Annotated in this window: 18 protein-coding genes; 9 read left to right on the top strand and 9 right to left on the bottom strand. The window is 36.3% G+C overall.

The features are described from left to right. Positions 1-39: 39 nt before the first annotated feature. From ygiD to VLB74_RS10215, 4 genes are all read right to left on the bottom strand, one after another. Positions 40-873 (bottom strand): 4,5-DOPA-extradiol-dioxygenase, encoded by an 834-nt coding sequence (gene ygiD / locus VLB74_RS10200; protein ID WP_325203354.1) that lies wholly within the window; start codon positions 871-873, stop codon positions 40-42. 131 nt (positions 874-1,004) lie between these two features. After that, a complete protein-coding gene (locus VLB74_RS10205; RefSeq protein ID WP_325203355.1) occupies positions 1,005-1,832 on the bottom strand; it encodes a CvfB family protein in 828 nt (275 codons plus the stop codon). Between the two features lie 94 nt (positions 1,833-1,926). Next, on the bottom strand, positions 1,927-3,579 hold the full coding sequence (menD, locus tag VLB74_RS10210) for a 2-succinyl-5-enolpyruvyl-6-hydroxy-3-cyclohexene-1-carboxylic-acid synthase (RefSeq protein WP_325203356.1): 1,653 nt from the start codon (positions 3,577-3,579) through the stop codon (positions 1,927-1,929). Between the two features lie 60 nt (positions 3,580-3,639). After that, positions 3,640-4,317, bottom strand: a complete 678-nt coding sequence (locus tag VLB74_RS10215; RefSeq protein WP_325203357.1) for a hypothetical protein — start codon at positions 4,315-4,317, stop codon at positions 3,640-3,642. Between the two features lie 268 nt (positions 4,318-4,585). Between VLB74_RS10215 and VLB74_RS10220 the strand changes: the two genes are divergently transcribed. Continuing rightward, the gene (locus tag VLB74_RS10220) at positions 4,586-5,080 is read left to right on the top strand and encodes a GNAT family N-acetyltransferase (protein ID WP_325203358.1); all 495 of its coding nucleotides are present in this window, start codon (positions 4,586-4,588) and stop codon (positions 5,078-5,080) included. Between the two features lie 118 nt (positions 5,081-5,198). Here VLB74_RS10220 and VLB74_RS10225 read toward each other — a convergent pair whose 3' ends face one another. Continuing rightward, on the bottom strand, positions 5,199-5,792 hold the full coding sequence (locus tag VLB74_RS10225; protein ID WP_325203359.1) for a glutathione peroxidase: 594 nt from the start codon (positions 5,790-5,792) through the stop codon (positions 5,199-5,201). A gap of 171 nt (positions 5,793-5,963) precedes the next feature. Further along, positions 5,964-9,110 (bottom strand): cytochrome c biogenesis protein CcsA, encoded by a 3,147-nt coding sequence (locus VLB74_RS10230; protein WP_325203360.1) that lies wholly within the window; start codon positions 9,108-9,110, stop codon positions 5,964-5,966. A 461-nt stretch (positions 9,111-9,571) separates the two neighbouring features. Between VLB74_RS10230 and prmA the strand changes: the two genes are divergently transcribed. Both prmA and VLB74_RS10240 read left to right on the top strand, forming a co-directional pair. Beyond that, the gene (prmA, locus tag VLB74_RS10235; protein ID WP_325203361.1) at positions 9,572-10,408 is read left to right on the top strand and encodes a 50S ribosomal protein L11 methyltransferase; all 837 of its coding nucleotides are present in this window, start codon (positions 9,572-9,574) and stop codon (positions 10,406-10,408) included. A gap of 28 nt (positions 10,409-10,436) precedes the next feature. Continuing rightward, positions 10,437-10,712: an ATP-dependent Clp protease adaptor ClpS gene (locus VLB74_RS10240; protein ID WP_325203362.1), complete on the top strand. Its 276-nt coding sequence runs from the start codon at positions 10,437-10,439 to the stop codon at positions 10,710-10,712. 51 nt (positions 10,713-10,763) lie between these two features. On the opposite strand, the gene VLB74_RS10245 is transcribed toward VLB74_RS10240, so the two are convergent. The 3 genes from VLB74_RS10245 to VLB74_RS10255 form a co-directional block, all read right to left on the bottom strand. Continuing rightward, complete coding sequence (locus VLB74_RS10245; RefSeq protein WP_325203363.1) at positions 10,764-11,189, bottom strand: lipocalin family protein; 426 nt, start codon at positions 11,187-11,189, stop codon at positions 10,764-10,766. Positions 11,190-11,311: 122 nt separating this feature from the next. Further along, positions 11,312-11,734 (bottom strand): DUF6691 family protein, encoded by a 423-nt coding sequence (locus VLB74_RS10250; protein WP_325203364.1) that lies wholly within the window; start codon positions 11,732-11,734, stop codon positions 11,312-11,314. An 8-nt stretch (positions 11,735-11,742) separates the two neighbouring features. Next, positions 11,743-12,300, bottom strand: a complete 558-nt coding sequence (locus tag VLB74_RS10255; protein WP_325203365.1) for a YeeE/YedE family protein — start codon at positions 12,298-12,300, stop codon at positions 11,743-11,745. Between the two features lie 115 nt (positions 12,301-12,415). Here VLB74_RS10255 and VLB74_RS10260 point away from each other — a divergent pair, with 115 nt between their 5' ends. The 6 genes from VLB74_RS10260 (at position 12,416) to creD (ending at position 16,773) form a co-directional block, all read left to right on the top strand. Continuing rightward, positions 12,416-12,892 carry a DUF4199 domain-containing protein gene (locus tag VLB74_RS10260; protein WP_325203366.1) on the top strand — a complete coding sequence of 159 codons (477 nt, stop codon included), beginning with the start codon at positions 12,416-12,418 and terminating at the stop codon, positions 12,890-12,892. A gap of 2 nt (positions 12,893-12,894) precedes the next feature. Further along, a complete protein-coding gene (locus VLB74_RS10265; protein ID WP_325203367.1) occupies positions 12,895-13,359 on the top strand; it encodes a 2-dehydro-3-deoxyphosphooctonate aldolase in 465 nt (154 codons plus the stop codon). Between the two features lie 93 nt (positions 13,360-13,452). Continuing rightward, positions 13,453-14,271: a 3-deoxy-8-phosphooctulonate synthase gene (gene kdsA / locus VLB74_RS10270; protein ID WP_325203368.1), complete on the top strand. Its 819-nt coding sequence runs from the start codon at positions 13,453-13,455 to the stop codon at positions 14,269-14,271. Positions 14,272-14,403: 132 nt separating this feature from the next. Then, positions 14,404-15,012 carry a hypothetical protein gene (locus VLB74_RS10275; RefSeq protein WP_325203369.1) on the top strand — a complete coding sequence of 203 codons (609 nt, stop codon included), beginning with the start codon at positions 14,404-14,406 and terminating at the stop codon, positions 15,010-15,012. Positions 15,013-15,014: 2 nt separating this feature from the next. Next, on the top strand, positions 15,015-15,311 hold the full coding sequence (locus tag VLB74_RS10280) for a winged helix-turn-helix domain-containing protein (RefSeq protein ID WP_325203370.1): 297 nt from the start codon (positions 15,015-15,017) through the stop codon (positions 15,309-15,311). A gap of 103 nt (positions 15,312-15,414) precedes the next feature. Continuing rightward, positions 15,415-16,773, top strand: coding sequence for a cell envelope integrity protein CreD (gene creD, locus VLB74_RS10285; RefSeq protein ID WP_414655598.1), 1,359 nt, complete (start codon positions 15,415-15,417; stop codon positions 16,771-16,773). The last annotated feature ends 36 nt before the right edge of the window (positions 16,774-16,809 follow it).

Here is a 16,809-nt window from a genome sequence, read left to right on the forward strand (position 1 = left end):
AATCAGGAGGCAAAAATGTCTCCTGATTTTTTTTTATAATTACCCTATTTTTACCGATGTCATCGTAAGTGAACCTCCAACGGCTTTATCATTAAAGAAACTGATTTCGTCTTTGGTGCCCTGTAATGCCAATGTGTAAAGCATCGGATAATAATGATCCGGGGTTGGAATTGCTAATTTTGCGGCTTTATTCAGGTTTTCATAATCGATTAATGCCTTATGATTTCCATCCGCTATTTTGTCTTTGAAAATCGTATTCATTTCGGTGGCCCAATCGTAACCATATTCCTGCTCGCCCAGTTTATCCCAAGCCACCATTCTCAAATTATGAACCATGTTCCCGCTACCGATAATCAAGACACCTTTCTTTCGTAATGATGCTAATTGTTTTGCTAAATCGTAATGATACTGTGGCGGCTTACTGTAATCGATACTTAACTGCAATACCGGAATATCGGCATCGGGATACATATGACGAACTACTGTCCATGTTCCATGGTCTAAACCCCAATCATGATCCAGGCCAACATCTGTTGCAGTAATCAATTGTTTGGTTGCCAACGCCAATTCCGGATTTCCGGGCGCAGGATATTGTACTTCAAAAAGTTCTTGTGGAAAACCTCCGAAATCATGTATGGTTTTCGGCTGATTCATAGCAGTAATATGCGTTCCTCTTGTTAACCAATGTGCTGAAATTACCAAAACGGCTTTGGGTTTCTCAATGGTTTTCCCCATGGTTTTCCAGGTTTGTGAAAACTGATTATCCTCGATGCCATTCATGGGGGACCCGTGCCCTATAAATAAAACAGGATGCTTACTATCTTCTTCTTTTAAATCTTTTGTCCAATTATAAAATGGTTGTAAAGTTGCCATGACCGTCCCTCCTAGTATTGTTTTAATAAATTGACTTCTTTCCATTACTATACAATAATTGTACATACAAATGTAATGATAAAAAAGTTAAGAAACAGCAATTCAGAACTTTTTAACAGTATGTAATTAATTTACAACAAGTGAATCCCGTCGTCTTTAATATCAATAAGTTTTTGTTTGTAAAGCGTTCCGATGGCTTTCTTGAACGTTTTCTTACTCATTTGAAGTACCGTTTTGATATCTTCCGGATGAGAATCATCATTTAGACGAAGAAATCCTCGGCTGGCTTTTAATTCGTCTAAAATAGCCTGGGCCGAAGCATCGATGCGTTCCATACCGAAAGGCTGACGCGAAACATCAATTTTACCATCTGGACGAATGGTTTTGATGAACCCAACGATTCGGTCGCCAGTGCGTAAATCTTCGAAAACCTCGTTCCTGTATAAAAGTCCTTTGTGCTTTTCGTTGATGATGACATTGATTCCTACTTCGGTAATATGAGAGACAATTAAATCAACTTCCTCTCCTACCTCAACGGTGATATTCTTATTATCCAAAAACTGATTTGTCTTACTGGAACCAACCAACCGTTTGGATTTTTCATCCAAATACATATAAACCAGATAACGTTTCCCCTGCTCCATTGGTCGCGCCTGCTCTTTGAAAGGTACAAACAGATCTTTCTCCATTCCCCAATTCATAAAGGCGCCAAACTGGTTCGTATAATTTACCCTAAGCAAGGAAAATTCATTTAGGAAGATATAAGGCTCCAATGTGGTGGCAACAGGTCGTTCTTCATGATCAAGATATACAAAAACCGAAATCTCATCTCCAATTTTAAAATCATCGGACATATACTTTTTTGGCAATAAGATATCATCTGTACCATCTGTTAAGTACATACCCACTTTGGTATCACGGGCAATTTTCAGTGTGTTGTATTTTCCTATTTCGATCATATTCTTGGTTTCAAAGCGGCAAAGGTACGAAGTAAAAGGCTAAAATTTTTCATAAAAAGAAATCCCTCCCTTATCACACCTATATATACCTGACTTATTTTAAATTTTTGAAATAATTCAATAAAACCTGATTATTAACTTCAGTCGGAGTAAAAATTTCGATTATCGATGGTTTTTCGGCAGCCAAAAACGAATGCATTTCCGATTTCAATCCTGCTTCATCACTACATTTGAAATAGTCAAATCCGTACATTTTTGCCAGATGTTCAGCGTTTAAAGAATGGGTTGTTTCGAAGAAAGTATTGAAAACATCCGTCTCCTGATGTCCGGGTAAAATTCTGAAAATACCTCCTCCGCGATTGTTAATCAGTATGATTTTGAAGTCTTTCGGTATATAATTGTTCCAAAGTGCATTACTGTCGTAAAAGAAACTCACATCGCCGGTAATCATCACAGTTGGTTTAGCTGAAGCTACAGCAGCTCCAATGGCAGTGGTCGTACTTCCATCGATGCCGCTTGTCCCGCGATTACAAAATACTTCTATACTCGAATGAATGTCGAATAACTGAGCGTATCTGATAGGCGAACTGTTACTGATTTGCAACTGAATATTTTCCGGCAACATCGGAAAAATCGTTTCAAAAACTTTCATATCCGAAAACGGAATCGTCTTAAGATAATCCATGTGTTTTTCTTTTCGGAATGTTTTTAAATCCAGCGCCCTCTGATTGTAATCGCTTTCAGCCGCATCAGTTTTCGGAAGAAATTCCTTAAAAAACTTATTCGGATTCACTTCAAAATGCTGTGTTAAGCAGCCAAAGGTATCATAAGCTCTATGGGTATCAATATGCCAATGTTGTTCCGGTTTATTGCTACGGATAAAGGCTTTAATTCGCTTAGAAACTATCATCCCTCCAACCGAAACAAGAATATCAGGTTGAAAGGCTTTGAATTCCACATCCGTAAATGGTGTAATTATCGTATCAATATTGGTTATAAAATCAGGATGATGTACATTCGAAGAAACTTCGGTCATAACTACTACTGACGGATCATTTGCCAGGTGATTCAACACAACTTCATCTATTTCATTCGGGTAATTCCCGCCAATTAACACCAGCTTCTTTTTAGCGGCATTCCACTGATTTACGAAAACATCGAGATTGGGTAGCTTTTTATCTTCCCGCTGAAAGTTAACCGTTACCGGATTTACAGAACGTTTTTCAATTGTTTCATAAAGAGGTTCTTCAAAAGGGGCATTGATATGAACCGGCCCTTTCTGAACTACAGCTACATTAAGTGCCTGATTTATCATCAAATCATTTTCTTCTGAAGCTTCTTCGCTTAAATTGGCATTGAAAAGAATATGATTGGCAAATACGTTTTCCTGACGGATGGTTTGACCGTCACCAATGTCAATTTTATTTTTCGGACGGTCTGCTGAAATCACCACAAGGGGAATCTGACTGTAAAAAGCCTCTGCAACGGCAGGATAATAATTAAGTAGCGCCGAACCGGATGTACAAACAAGGATGACCGGTTTTTGTTTTTGTTGGGCGATTCCCATGGCAAAAAAAGCAGCACAACGCTCATCAGCGATACTATAACAGGTAAATTCCGAATTACTGGCAAATCCAATGGTTAACGGGGCATTTCTGGATCCAGGAGAAATTACTACATCATGAAGGTCTTTAGCTTTGCAGATTTCAAGTATGCTTTGTGCTAAAGGTATTTTTGGGTAAATCATTTTAAAATAGCTATGTCACAAAGATACAAATATTAAGATGCTGAAAAAATACAAAGTCTGTTATCTAGAAAGCGATTTTTCTTCTTCATGCATTAGTACGAATTTGTAGAAGGTAAAATGCGAAATACCATAAGACAAAATTACCAATGCATAAATCCCTTCGTTTCTAATGTAAAATTTATTGATGAAAAACGCCGCAACCTGAATAATGAAAAGTATAGAACTTATAAGTAACCAATAATTTTTCTTCGCCGGGTTGTTAACATAATTAATAATGGCCACTCCACCGATAAAGGAGGTAAAAAAAGCATTTAAAATCCATATATAATAAGTATCTCCCAAAAATTCAACCACAAATTCTATTATATACAGATAGATTACAAAAAAAGGTATAAAAGCAATACTCACTGCTTTGTAATTTTGTTTTGTGACCAAACCGAGAATCAGTATGAAAAGGCACAATTTAAAAAGCATTGATGAAAAAGTCGCGTAAATAAAGGTCATCGGCGTACCCAGGAAAAAAAAGACCGTAGCGCACTGATACAACAGCAACGCCATAATAAAAAGAATGTTTTTTCTTTGGGAAGTGATTAAGTACAGTAACAGTAAAATGGGGATCCTGATAAACCAAAACACTTCGGTCAGCTGCTCAATATCCAGTATAGAAAAAAGACTATACAGAAAAAGATTGACGAAGTACAGGATTACTGTTAATCCCGAATATTTTCTTAAATCCATCAGCTGTCAGCAATTTGTACGAAAATAAATATAATCATTTTAAATCATAATTACAGAAAAATCGCCTAAACATTATAGATTGGTTGATAAATTAAATATTCATACAATTAAAAACACACAATACCATAAACCAATATCACATTAATTATCAATAATTTACATGACACACAATACAAAATCCAATACCTTAAATTTCAATCCAATAGTGTTTCCTTTCCTTTGACTTGTGCATTATATTCGTTAATTTTGATAGTTAAATAACAACAAAATGAGTATTAGTATCCGTCAGGCGACAGAGGCAGATATGTCTTCTGTTCTGGAAATTGTCAACTATGAGATTTTGAATTCGACTTCAATTTATGATTATGAACCGAGATCTCTTGGACAACAATTAGCTATTTTTCAGGATAAAACAGATAAGGGATTCCCATTTATAGTGGCCGAAAAAAATGATAAGGTTGTTGGTTTCGGAACCTATGGCCCTTTCCGGTTTAAAGAAGCCTATAAATTTACCGTCGAACATTCTGTCTATGTTCATAAAGATTACACCGGTAACGGCATTGGTTCTACCCTTCTGAAAGAATTAATCGAAATGGCCAGACTACAGAAAATGCACACCATGATTGGCGTTATCGACTCGGAAAATATCGGAAGTATTTCCTTCCATGAACGTCAGGGATTCAAAAGAGCCGGTCAGCTTAAAGAAACCGGTTATAAATTTAAGCGTTGGCTTGATTCGGTATTTGTAGAACTGATTTTATAGTGGTCAGTAACCAGCTAAACAATTGAAATAAAAAATCCCAAAACTAAAATTCAATTTTGGGATTGTTACTATTTTCAAACAGTTTCTGTTTTCTGCTATACTGAACACAGAATACTCCTTAAGATGCTTTTTTAATCCATTCGATAATTTCGTTATCATTTGGCAGTACTCTCGGACTTATTACATTTTCCAGTTCACCTTTTTCATTAATCAGGAATTTCTGAAAATTCCACTCCACCTGGCTGTCTTCAAATCCGTTTTTAGCTTTTTCGGTTAAAAAATGATATAACGGATGCATATCATCTCCTTTAACTGAAATTTTTTCCATCATCGGGAAAGTAACGCCATAATTCTTCGTACAAAAAGTCTTGATTTCTTTATTTGTACCCGGTTCCTGGGCTCCAAAATTGTTGGCTGGGAAACCAATAATCACAAATCCTTTTTCTTTATACTCGGAATATACTTTTTGTAATTGCTCATATTGAGGGGTTAATCCACATTCAGAAGCAGTATTAACCACCATGATTTTCTTTCCTTTCAAAGTTGCAAAATCGAATTCTTTCCCTTCGATATCTTTTACTTTAAACTGATATATGTTTTGTTTCATTAATGTTTTTTTTTCTTCAGTTTGAGTTGTTTTTTTATTGTTATGGTTTTGTGCTTGAGCTCCCATAGCAAATAATAAGCTTAAGACTAAAATTAGTTTTTTCATAATCATTTAAAATATTAGATTTTCAAAGTTAATCAATTTGACATCCAAAAATTATTAAACATATCATAATAAAGCATTTTTTCTGGATCTAAAATTAAAAAAACCTCTGTTAAAGCCAGATATCATTCTGAAAATCAGAAAAAAACCCTCTGATTTTTCAGAGGGCCTTATTTATTTTTTATAATGTTTTTTATATTGGAAATAAGACGCTATTCCCAACAGTGCTACCAAAGCAACCGAAATATAAACGAAATTCGGTGTTACCACTTTATCTCCCTTCGCATAAGAATGCAATCCGGTTAAATAAAAATTCACTCCGAAATACGTCATCATAATCGAATAAAAAGCAAAAACACTCATTAAGTTGAAAATCCATTTTCCTCTCATTGCCGGTACAAATCGCATGTGAATCACAAAAGCATACACCATGATACTGATTAAGGCCCAGGTTTCTTTCGGATCCCAACCCCAGTAACGCCCCCAACTTTCGTTAGCCCATTGACCTCCCAAGAAGTTACCGATTGTGAGCATCACCAAGCCTACCGTTAAGGTCATTTCGTTGATAATGGTAATTTCGCGGATATTCAGCTCCATTTTTTCTTTGTTCTTTTTATTAGTCAGCAAGATCAGTAGCAATGAAACGATTCCTAAAATCATTCCAAGGGTAAACGGACCGTAACTGCCCACAATAACGGCTACGTGAATCATTAACCAATAAGAATTCAAAACAGGCTGTAAATTGGCAATGGCCGGATCCATCCAGTTCCAATGCGCAATCATTAAAATCATTGAAGCTACAAAAGCGGTTGAAGCTACGGTCAGTTCCGATTTTCTTCCGAAGACCAAACCAAAAAGCATCGTTGCCCATCCCACATAAATCATCGATTCGTATGCGTCACTCCACGGTGCATGTCCGGAAATGTACCAACGAGCAATCAGTCCGACAGTATGTAATATGAAGAACAAAGCGATAAGTCCGTGACTGACTTTAACCAATGTGTTTATGATCTTCCCTGTATTGAAAATTTTGATGATTACGAAAATGAACATCAAAACCCCCGCAATCATGTACCACGAAAACAGTTTTTTGAAGATATCGTATTTGTTATACAAAATTTCAGAAGTAATCTTTTCCTCACTCGGATAGACTTCATTTCCGTATTTTTTCTGGAATTTGATTAGACCATCAAGGAATGTTTCGGCCGCTTTGTAATCGTTCTTTGTAGGCACTTCATCCAGTGAACTCAAATACAACGGAATAACATTTTTGGTGAACAATGAATCGATTCCTGTTAAACCGGTTTCATTCAGTTCCAAATGTGAAACCCACTTGTTGTTCTTGTCGAACGGAATCGGGAATACTTTTAAAATTTGTCCGCTCAACGCCGAATACAGCAAATTCACCTTTTTATCGGTTTCAATAAAATCTTTCTGAAATTGATTTGGCACCGCCGCTTTATATGCTTCCTCCAAATAAGGTGATAATTTATAATTCCCTCTGTCGTCGAAAAATTTCATCAGCGAAACATACTTGGCACCTTTATCAGCACCTATCAGATTGTGAATACTGTCGTTGTATTTTTGAACAAAAATAATCGGCACATTGTACCAAACCTGCGGGAATTGCGTCATCGAAAGGAAAACCTGATCGGAATTCATTCCTTTGTATGTATCGCTTTTGCTGACTTTTCGCAACAATTCTGATGAAAACGTATTTAAAGGCTTCATACGACCGCCCTGATCCTGAACAATCAATCGACCAAATTTTGATGCGTGTTCTTCCGAAACTTTGTATCTTAAAATCAGTGAGTCGATTTGTTTTTCGCTCGGCATCTTCTGCTCGTTCAGATGTTGTGCCATCATTCCCGTGCTGAAAACCAACGCAATAATCGTTGTTAAAGCTGCTTTTTTATCTTTAACTTTTTTAAGTTTTCCCTTTAAATCACCGAAGCGGGAATCTTTGGTAAACAGGATTCCGAGTAATCCGGCAAACAACAGGAAATAACCTAAATAAGTTATCCATGTTCCCCAGAAATCGTGGTTTACGGAAAGAACCGTTCCTTTTTCATCCGGATCGAAAGAAGCCTGGAAGAAACGATATCCTCGGTAATCCAGAATATTATTCATGAAAATTCTTGCGTCAAATTTATTTTTCATTTCAGTGTCCACAACCGTTACCTTACTTTCGAAAGCAGAATAACTCTTCTCGGTTCCCGGGTATTTTGATGCAATGAAATCGTTTAATTTAATTTTGAAAGGGGTTTCATAAACCTTGCTTCCGTACATAAAAGTATATTCCAATTCACCCAGTTTAAACGACTGCGGTTCTCCCATTTTCCCTTTAGCGCCCAAAAGGGTAACTTCTTTTTCTTTTCCTTCGCTTTTAACGGTAAGCACTAAAGCATCATCTGTATTTTTATCTTGGTAATCGCCGTTGGATTCCAGAACTATTTTCCCTTTTATGGCCGTCTGTGGAATTACGAATTGTGTTCCGCCCATATTATAAAGCGAACGCAGCATCAGCGGCTGGATTTTATCTTTTTGAACCGTTCCCTGCATTTTATCAGCCATTCGCATGAAGTTTCCGTCAAACGGGGCCTGAATGGTGTAGGCTTCTGATATCTTTGTAATGTTTACAGCACCTTGCGTAAATTTATTAAATGCAAAAAGTACGTTGTGGATATTTTGCACTTCGCCTTCTTTAAGGAAATGCTCATGACGTGTTCCGTCTCCGGATTCTACTAATTTCAAAAAGAAAACACCGTTTTCATCTTCTTTGACCACTTCTTTCGCCCCCATGATGAAATCTTTAAATTCGATTTCAAACGGAACCTTGTCAAAATTTTCGTTTATTGAAAAATAATTATCGGTAGCCGGCGACATCAGCAATTGCTTTTCGAAAGTCCTGCGTTTCATTTCACCCTGATAATTTCCGTCTACAAATACGTTCAGGTACACCCTATCGGAAAAAATCTGATTGGATTCCTGACCCTCGCGTATTGGCATCATCCCTTCAAAACTAATGTAACGGGTAATAAATGCTCCGACAATAATCAGAATAAATGACAAATGCAGTAACAATGAAGCCCATTTGCTCCATTGAAGCAGTTTGTATCGCTTGATGTTTCCGATAAAATTAATCACGAAGAACACCATGATTACTTCAAACCATTTGGTATTGTAAACTAAAATTCGGGCAGTATCAGTATTGTACTCGTTTTCAATAAAGGTTCCGGCTGCCATCGCTGCAGCAAAAACGATGAATAAGACAGCCATTAAACGGGTTGAAAACAGGAAGGAAAATATTTTTTTATCCATAACGGAAACGGTTTTTACTAATTGTCGCGAAGATACTTAAAAACAAAGTTTTGAAGCCCCATTTTAACGAAATTTAAGAAATATACTATTGAGTTAAAAACTTACATTATCAAATAAGAATCGCAACGCGAGATATATAAACACAAACTTAATCAGATTTCCATGAACATCAACTGACAATTATCAGCTGCTTTCCTTACCCCTTTTCCCTTTTCCCTCTTCCCTTTTCCTCCTTCCCTTTTCCCCCACCCAAACACAAAAGACCTTAAACCATTAGCCCCGACAGTAGCGGCATCCTTTTTAAACGGACATTGAGGCTCTCGAAATGATCGTTTGAAAAGATATAGCGGATGGCGGGAAAACAGGTTACCGGAAAGCCCAAGCCATTCGCTCCAAAAATAAACTAATATGGCTAACTATTGTAACCTCCACGGAATTGCTAACTTTGCAAAAAAATAATCATGGAAAACGCATATATCGGGTATCATTTTAAAGTGGAACCTAAAGAATTGGGTTCTGAAATTTTAGTGGCCGAGTTAGGAGAAAAAGCCTTTGAAAGTTTTATTGAAACAGAAGAAGGTATTTCAGCTTATGTGCAAAAAGCACTTTGGGACGAACATATTTTGGATGATATTCAGATTTTACATTCGGATGAATTTAAAATCGAATATACCTATGAAGAAATCGAACAGGTGAATTGGAATGAAGAATGGGAAAAGAATTTCGATCCGATTGATGTGGACGGAGTTTGTCATGTTCGCGCCCCTTTCCATGAAAAGACAGATGCTAAATACGATATTGTTATTGAACCGAAAATGAGTTTCGGTACCGGACATCATGAAACGACACACATGATGATTCAGCATCTTTTGGAAATGGATGTGACTGATATGAAAACATTGGACATGGGATGCGGAACTGCTATTTTAGCCATTTTAGCCGAAATGAAAGGCGCCAAACCGATTGATGCGATTGACATTGACAACTGGTGTTACCTAAACTCCATTGAGAATGCGGAAAGAAACAACTGTCAACACATTTCGGTTTATGAAGGGGATGCATCGCTATTGAATCAGGGGCAGAAATACGATTTGATTATCGCCAACATCAACAGGAACATTTTGCTGAATGATATGCAGACCTACGTAAATTGCCTGAACAAAGGCGGAATTTTACTGTTGAGTGGGTTTTACAACGAAGATATTTCGGCTATAGATGCTTCTTGTACAGAGAAAGGTTTAACCTATGTTAAAAAGTTCCAAAAGAATAATTGGGTTGCTTTAAAATACGTAAATTAGCAGATTATTCCACTTCAATTCATTGATTATGAATGTAAAAGAAAAAATTAAAGAACAAGTATCGGTTGAGGAATTACTTTCTTCCAACTACGAAATCATTTTATTTAATGACGACGTAAACACATTTGACCATGTTATCGATACGTTAATTTATGTTTGCGATCATGAACCATTACAAGCAGAACAATGTGCGCTTTTGGTTCATTACACCGGAAAATGTGCCGTAAAAACAGGATCCTACAAGGAATTGGAACCGTTGTGCAGTAAATTGCTTGAAGCTGATTTGAGTGCAGAAATACAATAAAAAAGTCCCGAAAATTTCGGGACTTTTCATTTATTATGATGTTCTATCTACTTAACCTCTGGTAAAAACCTGAACTATTTCTTCCATAGTTTCAGGATCTGTATATTTAACTTTCAGGGTAGTCTCATTTAAAATCATGATTTCTACCGTTCTATTTACTCCGTCCATAGACACCGCTATGTTATTCCCATTTTTCAACCATGATCCAGGAGTAATATCTTCCGCACACTCGTTATCATACCATACGTCATCTAAAGTCCCGCCAGTTTTTAACTGAATGTAATCCGCTTTGGTAGAACAATCGTTGACATAGTCATGAAGAACCTCCGTGTCATCTACAATAACACCTTCTTTAGCATAAACCCATTTAGCTTCAATTGAAGTAGTTGCTGAAGAGTTATCATCATCTTTGTTGCACGATGTGAATACTGCGCCTAATGTCAAGGCAGAAACAAATAGAATACTAATTTTTTTCATAGTTATATTTTTTTCATGGTTATCCACCAAATATAACAAATATTATTAAATATATTAATTTTTTCTTAAAATTTTAAATAATTAAACATTACAGTAAAAAATCATTAAAAAATAATCAATACTTAATGTGGCAATTTACTTTTAAAAACCCCATACAAGTAAGTTCCCAATAAGGCTCCCGCCAATACGATTACGATTCCATAAAAACCGGCACCTAAAAGAATAAAAATTGGACCAGGACATGAACCTACCAAAGCCCAACCCAATCCGAACATAATTCCACCTACAACATAACGGACGAATCCTCTTTCTTTATCGGCTATCTCAATCGGAAGTCCGTGAATATCCTTTAGATTATTTCTTTTTATAAGTTGAACACCAATAACACCGGTAACTACGGCAACACCAATAATCCCGAACATGTGAAACGACTGGAAGTGAAACATTTCATAGATTCTGTACCATGAAACAGCTTCCGCTTTTGTCAATACGATTCCGAAAACGAAACCAACCAAAACAAACTTGATTAAACTGAAAAATTTCATACGCTTTCTTAAAAAATTAATGGTAAAAGGAAATGAGCCATAATCAATCCTCCGATAAAGAATCCGATTACCGCAACTAATGACGGTTTCTGTAGGTTACTTAATCCGGTAATAGCGTGACCTGAAGTACAGCCGCCGGCATAACGGGTTCCGAAACCAATCAACAATCCGCCAATGAAAAGGATGGCAAGTGTTTTAGGTGTTTTAATTGCTTCCCAACTGAATAATGTTTCAGGCCCTAATTTCCCGTCGGGTGCTTCTATATTAATAGCCGCTAATTGTTCAATTGTCTTGGGGTTAAGCTGAACGCCGCTTCCGTCGCTCAAAAAATGTACCGCTACAAATCCGCCTAAAATAGCGCCAAAAACCACGGCTAAATTCCATTTTTGCTCACGCCAGTCGAATTTGAAAAAATCGACATTTTTACCTGCACCGGCAATAGTACAAAGTGTTCTTAAATTGGAAGACATTCCAAAAGACTTTCCGAAGAAAATCAGTGTAAGCATTACTGCTCCTATCAAAAACCCTGAAATATACCAGGGCCACGTTCCGTAAAATGAATACATAATTAGTTTCTTTTTGGCAAAAATAATTATTGCCCAAAGATTTTATGTAACAAACATTACAATTTTTTCGTTACAATAAAATAAACCTTTAATTTTGATTCATAAAATAGCATTTATGAAAAACTTTACGATTGAGATCAAGTGGGCTTTTATTTTTTTCATTGCATCATTAGCATGGATGTATCTTGAAAAATCAGTTGGCCTTCACGATCAATATATTGAAAAACATCCTATCTATACCAATCTTTTTGCAATTGTAGCCATTGCCCTTTATTATTTTGCTTTAAGAGATAAAAAGAAAAATTTTTTCAATAATCAGATGAACTGGAAACAAGGTTTCGTGACCGGAGTGTATATTTCCTTTTTCATTGCAATATTGAGCCCTCTTGCACAATATATAACCAGCACATTCATTACTCCGGATTACTTTAAAAATGTAATCGCATATGCTGTTGAGCACAAAAAAATGACTCAAGAAAATGCGGAAATGTACTTCAACTTAAAAAGCTATATCATGCAGGGAATTTTCGGGGCTCTTTCAATGGGTGTCGTAACTTCCGGAATTGTAGCATTTTTTATTAAATCCAAATAATCATGTTTAAAAAAGCACTTTTATTGAATATTCTTTTTCTTGGTTTGGTTTCATGCATCAGCACAAAATCAACAATCCAAAACATTGACAATACTGCAATTAAACCAGCTATCAAAGACGACGCTTATATCCTGAAAGAATATGCCGATTCTAAAAAATACGGATACAATCAGGATTATCCGATCAATATTGGCGTAATTCAGGAAACAAGTGAAGATAAGTACCTGGTCTATTTTTTTAATGGAATCACAGGCCCAAATGGAGAAAAGGTGAGCTTTGAAAAAGTAGACACCTGTTGTCCGTTTCCAACCGCACACAATAAAATCGGTGGTGGTTTATTATCAATTTACGAAGTACGTTGGGTCGGACAGTCAAAACCTGTGCGTTTGTATTTCAACATTTACGAAAGAGGTAAAATCATGTGCCCAATCGGTTTCAAGATTAAAGATTTTCAGAAGAAACAATAAAAACTTTAAGATTTTTATAAGATTTCACGCCCTCTGACTTTTACATTAGAAGGTTTTTTTATTATATCTTTGTACCTCTTTTTAGATACAATCATGAATTTACAGAACATACCACAGATTAAACATACAGACAGCGGGAATTTTTTCTTATTGGCAGGTCCTTGTGCCATTGAAGGTGAAGAAATGGCAATGCGAATTGCAGAAAAAGCAGTTTCTGTAACCGACAAACTTAAAATCCCTTATGTTTTTAAAGGTTCGTTTAAGAAAGCTAACCGTTCCAGAATTGACAGCTTCACAGGTATTGGGGACGAAAAAGCTTTGAAAATACTTCAAAAAGTGTCCAAAGAATTCGGGGTGCCGACTGTTACCGATATCCATACCAATGAAGATGCTGTAATGGCTGCCGAATATGTTGATGTACTTCAGATTCCGGCTTTTTTGGTGCGTCAGACCGATTTGGTTGTAGCTGCAGCAAATACCGGAAAAACGGTCAACCTTAAAAAAGGACAATTCATGAGTCCGGAAAGCATGAAACATGCGGTTCAAAAAGTAATCGACTGTAACAACCAAAATGTAATGGTGACCGACAGAGGTACCATGTTCGGATACCAGGACATGATTGTGGATTACCGTGGAATTCCTACTATGCAGCAATTTGCCACAACCGTTTTGGATGTAACCCATTCATTACAGCAGCCTAATCAAATGGTTGGTGTAACCGGTGGCCGCCCTGAAATGATAGAAACAGTAGCCAAAGCAGGTATAGCTGTAGGTGTGGACGGAATTTTCATTGAGACCCATTTTGACCCTGCAAATGCAAAAAGTGACGGTGCCAACATGCTTCACCTGGATTTATTTGAAGGACTGATGGACAAACTGGTTGCAATCAGACAAACGATAAACAAATTTTAATAAAATTTAAACCGGCTAGTTAGCCGGTTTTTTTTTGTTTATACCATCTAAAAATTTCACACATCAAAAAAAATTAAAAAAACTTGTCCATTTCAATTATTATAACTTACTTTGTTTTTCAAAGTACTTTATATGAACACTCAAGATTATTTGCAGGACATTAAGGAAATAAAAGATTTGATGAACAAATCGACCCAATTTATTTCTTTAAGTGGTTTGTCTGGAATATTAGCCGGAATCTACGCTTTGGTCGGAGCAGGTTATGTTTATTATCTGATTGAAAACCATTCAGAACAATATATCACACTTGAAAGCAGTACATTCAAACTGATTCTGCTTACGGCTTTCATAGTTCTTATAGCCTCATTACTGACTTCCTACGTCCTCACAGTAAAAAAAGCAAAAAAAATGGGCGAAGATGTATGGAATACCTCTTCAAAAAGATTATTGATCAATTTTTTCATTCCACTGGTTACAGGAGGAATTTTTGCCGTACTGCTTTTGAGAAATGGCTACTATGGCCTGGTGGCTCCTATCACTCTTATATTTTATGGTTTAGCATGCATCAATGCCAGCAAATATACCTTAAGGGATGTGCGTTATTTAGGAATAACCGAAGTGATTTTAGGTCTTTTGGCTGTTGAATTTTCAGGATATGGGTTATATTTCTGGGTTATCGGATTTGGGATTTGTCATATTGTTTACGGATCGGTCATGTACTTTAAATACGACAGAAAATAACCGTGAAAAATATTATTCAAAATATAAACAAGGCTTTTGACCATCGTATCCGACTGGGAATCATGTCGGTATTGATGGTCAACGAATCTGCCGATTTCACTACCCTTAAAGAACTATTAGGCGTAACTGACGGGAATTTGGCAAGCCATGCCAAAGCACTTGAAGCTGAAAACTATATCATAGTAGAAAAGCAATTTATCGGAAAGAAACCCAATACAAGTTATAAAGCAACTGCAGAAGGCCGAAAGGCGTTTCGCGAGCACATTGAAGCACTTGAAAAATTGATACAGAAAAGCTAATATATTTTTTTACACATACACTTTGAAATACAAAGTACTTTAAAACAAACATAAACACAATTAACGTAAAACCAAAAATCTAAACACAATGGAAAATCAAAGCATCAATCAGAACAAAGGGTCATTTCCCGGATCTTTCCTTCAGTCTACCACCATCAAAATGATAATGGTTGGCATGCTGACATTGGTATTACTGATTCCTCTCGCTTTTGTAAATGACTTGATTCATGAACGGTCAGAGCGAAAAAAAGAAGTGGTTAATGAAGTTACGCAACTATGGGGAAAAGACGTCTTTTTTTATGGCCCGATAATAAAGGTTCCTTATAAAAGATATACAGAAACTTCTGTTTTGGATCCAAATACCAAAAAGACGAGCATTCAACTAAATTCAAGTGTTGACTATGCTTATTTCTTCCCTGAAAAGTTTAATAACACTTCAAACATTAAGAAGAATACTTCTTTAAAAAGAGGGATTTACAACAACGTGGTATATTCAGCTGATATGAAATTTGACGGAAACTTCGATAAACTGAATTTTGAGAAATTGGACATCGCCGAAAAAGATATAGAATGGGACAAAGCTTCATTGGTTGTAAAAACAACAAATTTAAAAAGCATCAAAAGCGATTTAGTCATCAAACTCAATGATCATGTTTTCAATTTTGAATCGAAAGACGAACAGGATAATTTTTATGGTACGCTGGAAACCGAAACTTTCGATTATAAAACACTGGCAGCTACCAGTAAATTAGATTTCAGTTTCTCGATGAAATATAACGGAAGTAACAGTATCAAATTCATCCCGATTGGTAAAACTACGCAGATCAGCCTGAATTCAGATTGGGATTCCCCAAGTTTTGAAGGTATGTTTGCAGCAAATGATGCCACTAAAACCATCAGCAAAAAAGGATTCCATGCCGATTGGAAGATACTAGACATCAACCGCTCTTTCTCACAACAGCATGTTTCTAAAATACCAAACCTGAATGAATATTCCTTTGGTGTAAAATTAATTGATACAGTGGACGAATACCAACAAAACGACCGTGCTTCAAAATACGGATTTCTGGTAATCGGACTTACATTCTTAATCTTCTTTTTGATTCAGCAGATCAACAAAATAAACATTCACATCTTTCAGTATACCATGCTGGGACTGGCTCTCATCATGTTCTACACTTTATTGATCGCAATCACGGAACATTCCAGTTTCTCATTAGCCTACCTGATTGCTTCGGTATCCGTAATCGGAATGATCGTTTTGTACTCTGTTTCCATATTAAAAACCAAAAAGTTCCCTTTATTCATCGGATTAGCTTTAACTGCTGTCTATACTTTTATCTATGTGATTATACAATTAGAAAACTATGCGTTACTGGTGGGAAGCATTGGATTGTTTATCATTTTAGGCCTTGTAATGTACTTCTCCCGAAAAATTGACTGGAATAATTCAAACGAATAACAATAAAAAAGTCCCGATTTGATTTAATCGGGACTT

It is taken from the genome of Flavobacterium sp., assembly GCF_035456225.1.
GTDB lineage: Bacteria > Bacteroidota > Bacteroidia > Flavobacteriales > Flavobacteriaceae > Flavobacterium.

What these genes read in the sequence shown, in the direction of transcription:
- VLB74_RS10215 (WP_325203357.1), bottom strand. Translation starts at nt 4,317, where the DNA reads ATGGATTTAAGAAAATATTCGGGATTAACAGTAATCCTGTACTTCGTC.
- VLB74_RS10240 (WP_325203362.1), top strand. Translation starts at nt 10,437, where the DNA reads ATGAATGTAAAAGAAAAAATTAAAGAACAAGTATCGGTTGAGGAATTA.
- VLB74_RS10265 (WP_325203367.1), top strand. Translation starts at nt 12,895, where the DNA reads ATGTTTAAAAAAGCACTTTTATTGAATATTCTTTTTCTTGGTTTGGTT.
- VLB74_RS10245 (WP_325203363.1), bottom strand. Translation starts at nt 11,189, where the DNA reads ATGAAAAAAATTAGTATTCTATTTGTTTCTGCCTTGACATTAGGCGCA.
- menD (WP_325203356.1), bottom strand. Translation starts at nt 3,579, where the DNA reads ATGATTTACCCAAAAATACCTTTAGCACAAAGCATACTTGAAATCTGC.
- VLB74_RS10220 (WP_325203358.1), top strand. Translation starts at nt 4,586, where the DNA reads ATGAGTATTAGTATCCGTCAGGCGACAGAGGCAGATATGTCTTCTGTT.
- VLB74_RS10275 (WP_325203369.1), top strand. Translation starts at nt 14,404, where the DNA reads ATGAACACTCAAGATTATTTGCAGGACATTAAGGAAATAAAAGATTTG.
- prmA (WP_325203361.1), top strand. Translation starts at nt 9,572, where the DNA reads ATGGAAAACGCATATATCGGGTATCATTTTAAAGTGGAACCTAAAGAA.
- VLB74_RS10255 (WP_325203365.1), bottom strand. Translation starts at nt 12,300, where the DNA reads ATGTATTCATTTTACGGAACGTGGCCCTGGTATATTTCAGGGTTTTTG.
- VLB74_RS10250 (WP_325203364.1), bottom strand. Translation starts at nt 11,734, where the DNA reads ATGAAATTTTTCAGTTTAATCAAGTTTGTTTTGGTTGGTTTCGTTTTC.
- VLB74_RS10260 (WP_325203366.1), top strand. Translation starts at nt 12,416, where the DNA reads ATGAAAAACTTTACGATTGAGATCAAGTGGGCTTTTATTTTTTTCATT.
- kdsA (WP_325203368.1), top strand. Translation starts at nt 13,453, where the DNA reads ATGAATTTACAGAACATACCACAGATTAAACATACAGACAGCGGGAAT.
- ygiD (WP_325203354.1), bottom strand. Translation starts at nt 873, where the DNA reads ATGGCAACTTTACAACCATTTTATAATTGGACAAAAGATTTAAAAGAA.
- VLB74_RS10205 (WP_325203355.1), bottom strand. Translation starts at nt 1,832, where the DNA reads ATGATCGAAATAGGAAAATACAACACACTGAAAATTGCCCGTGATACC.
- VLB74_RS10230 (WP_325203360.1), bottom strand. Translation starts at nt 9,110, where the DNA reads ATGGATAAAAAAATATTTTCCTTCCTGTTTTCAACCCGTTTAATGGCT.
- VLB74_RS10225 (WP_325203359.1), bottom strand. Translation starts at nt 5,792, where the DNA reads ATGAAAAAACTAATTTTAGTCTTAAGCTTATTATTTGCTATGGGAGCT.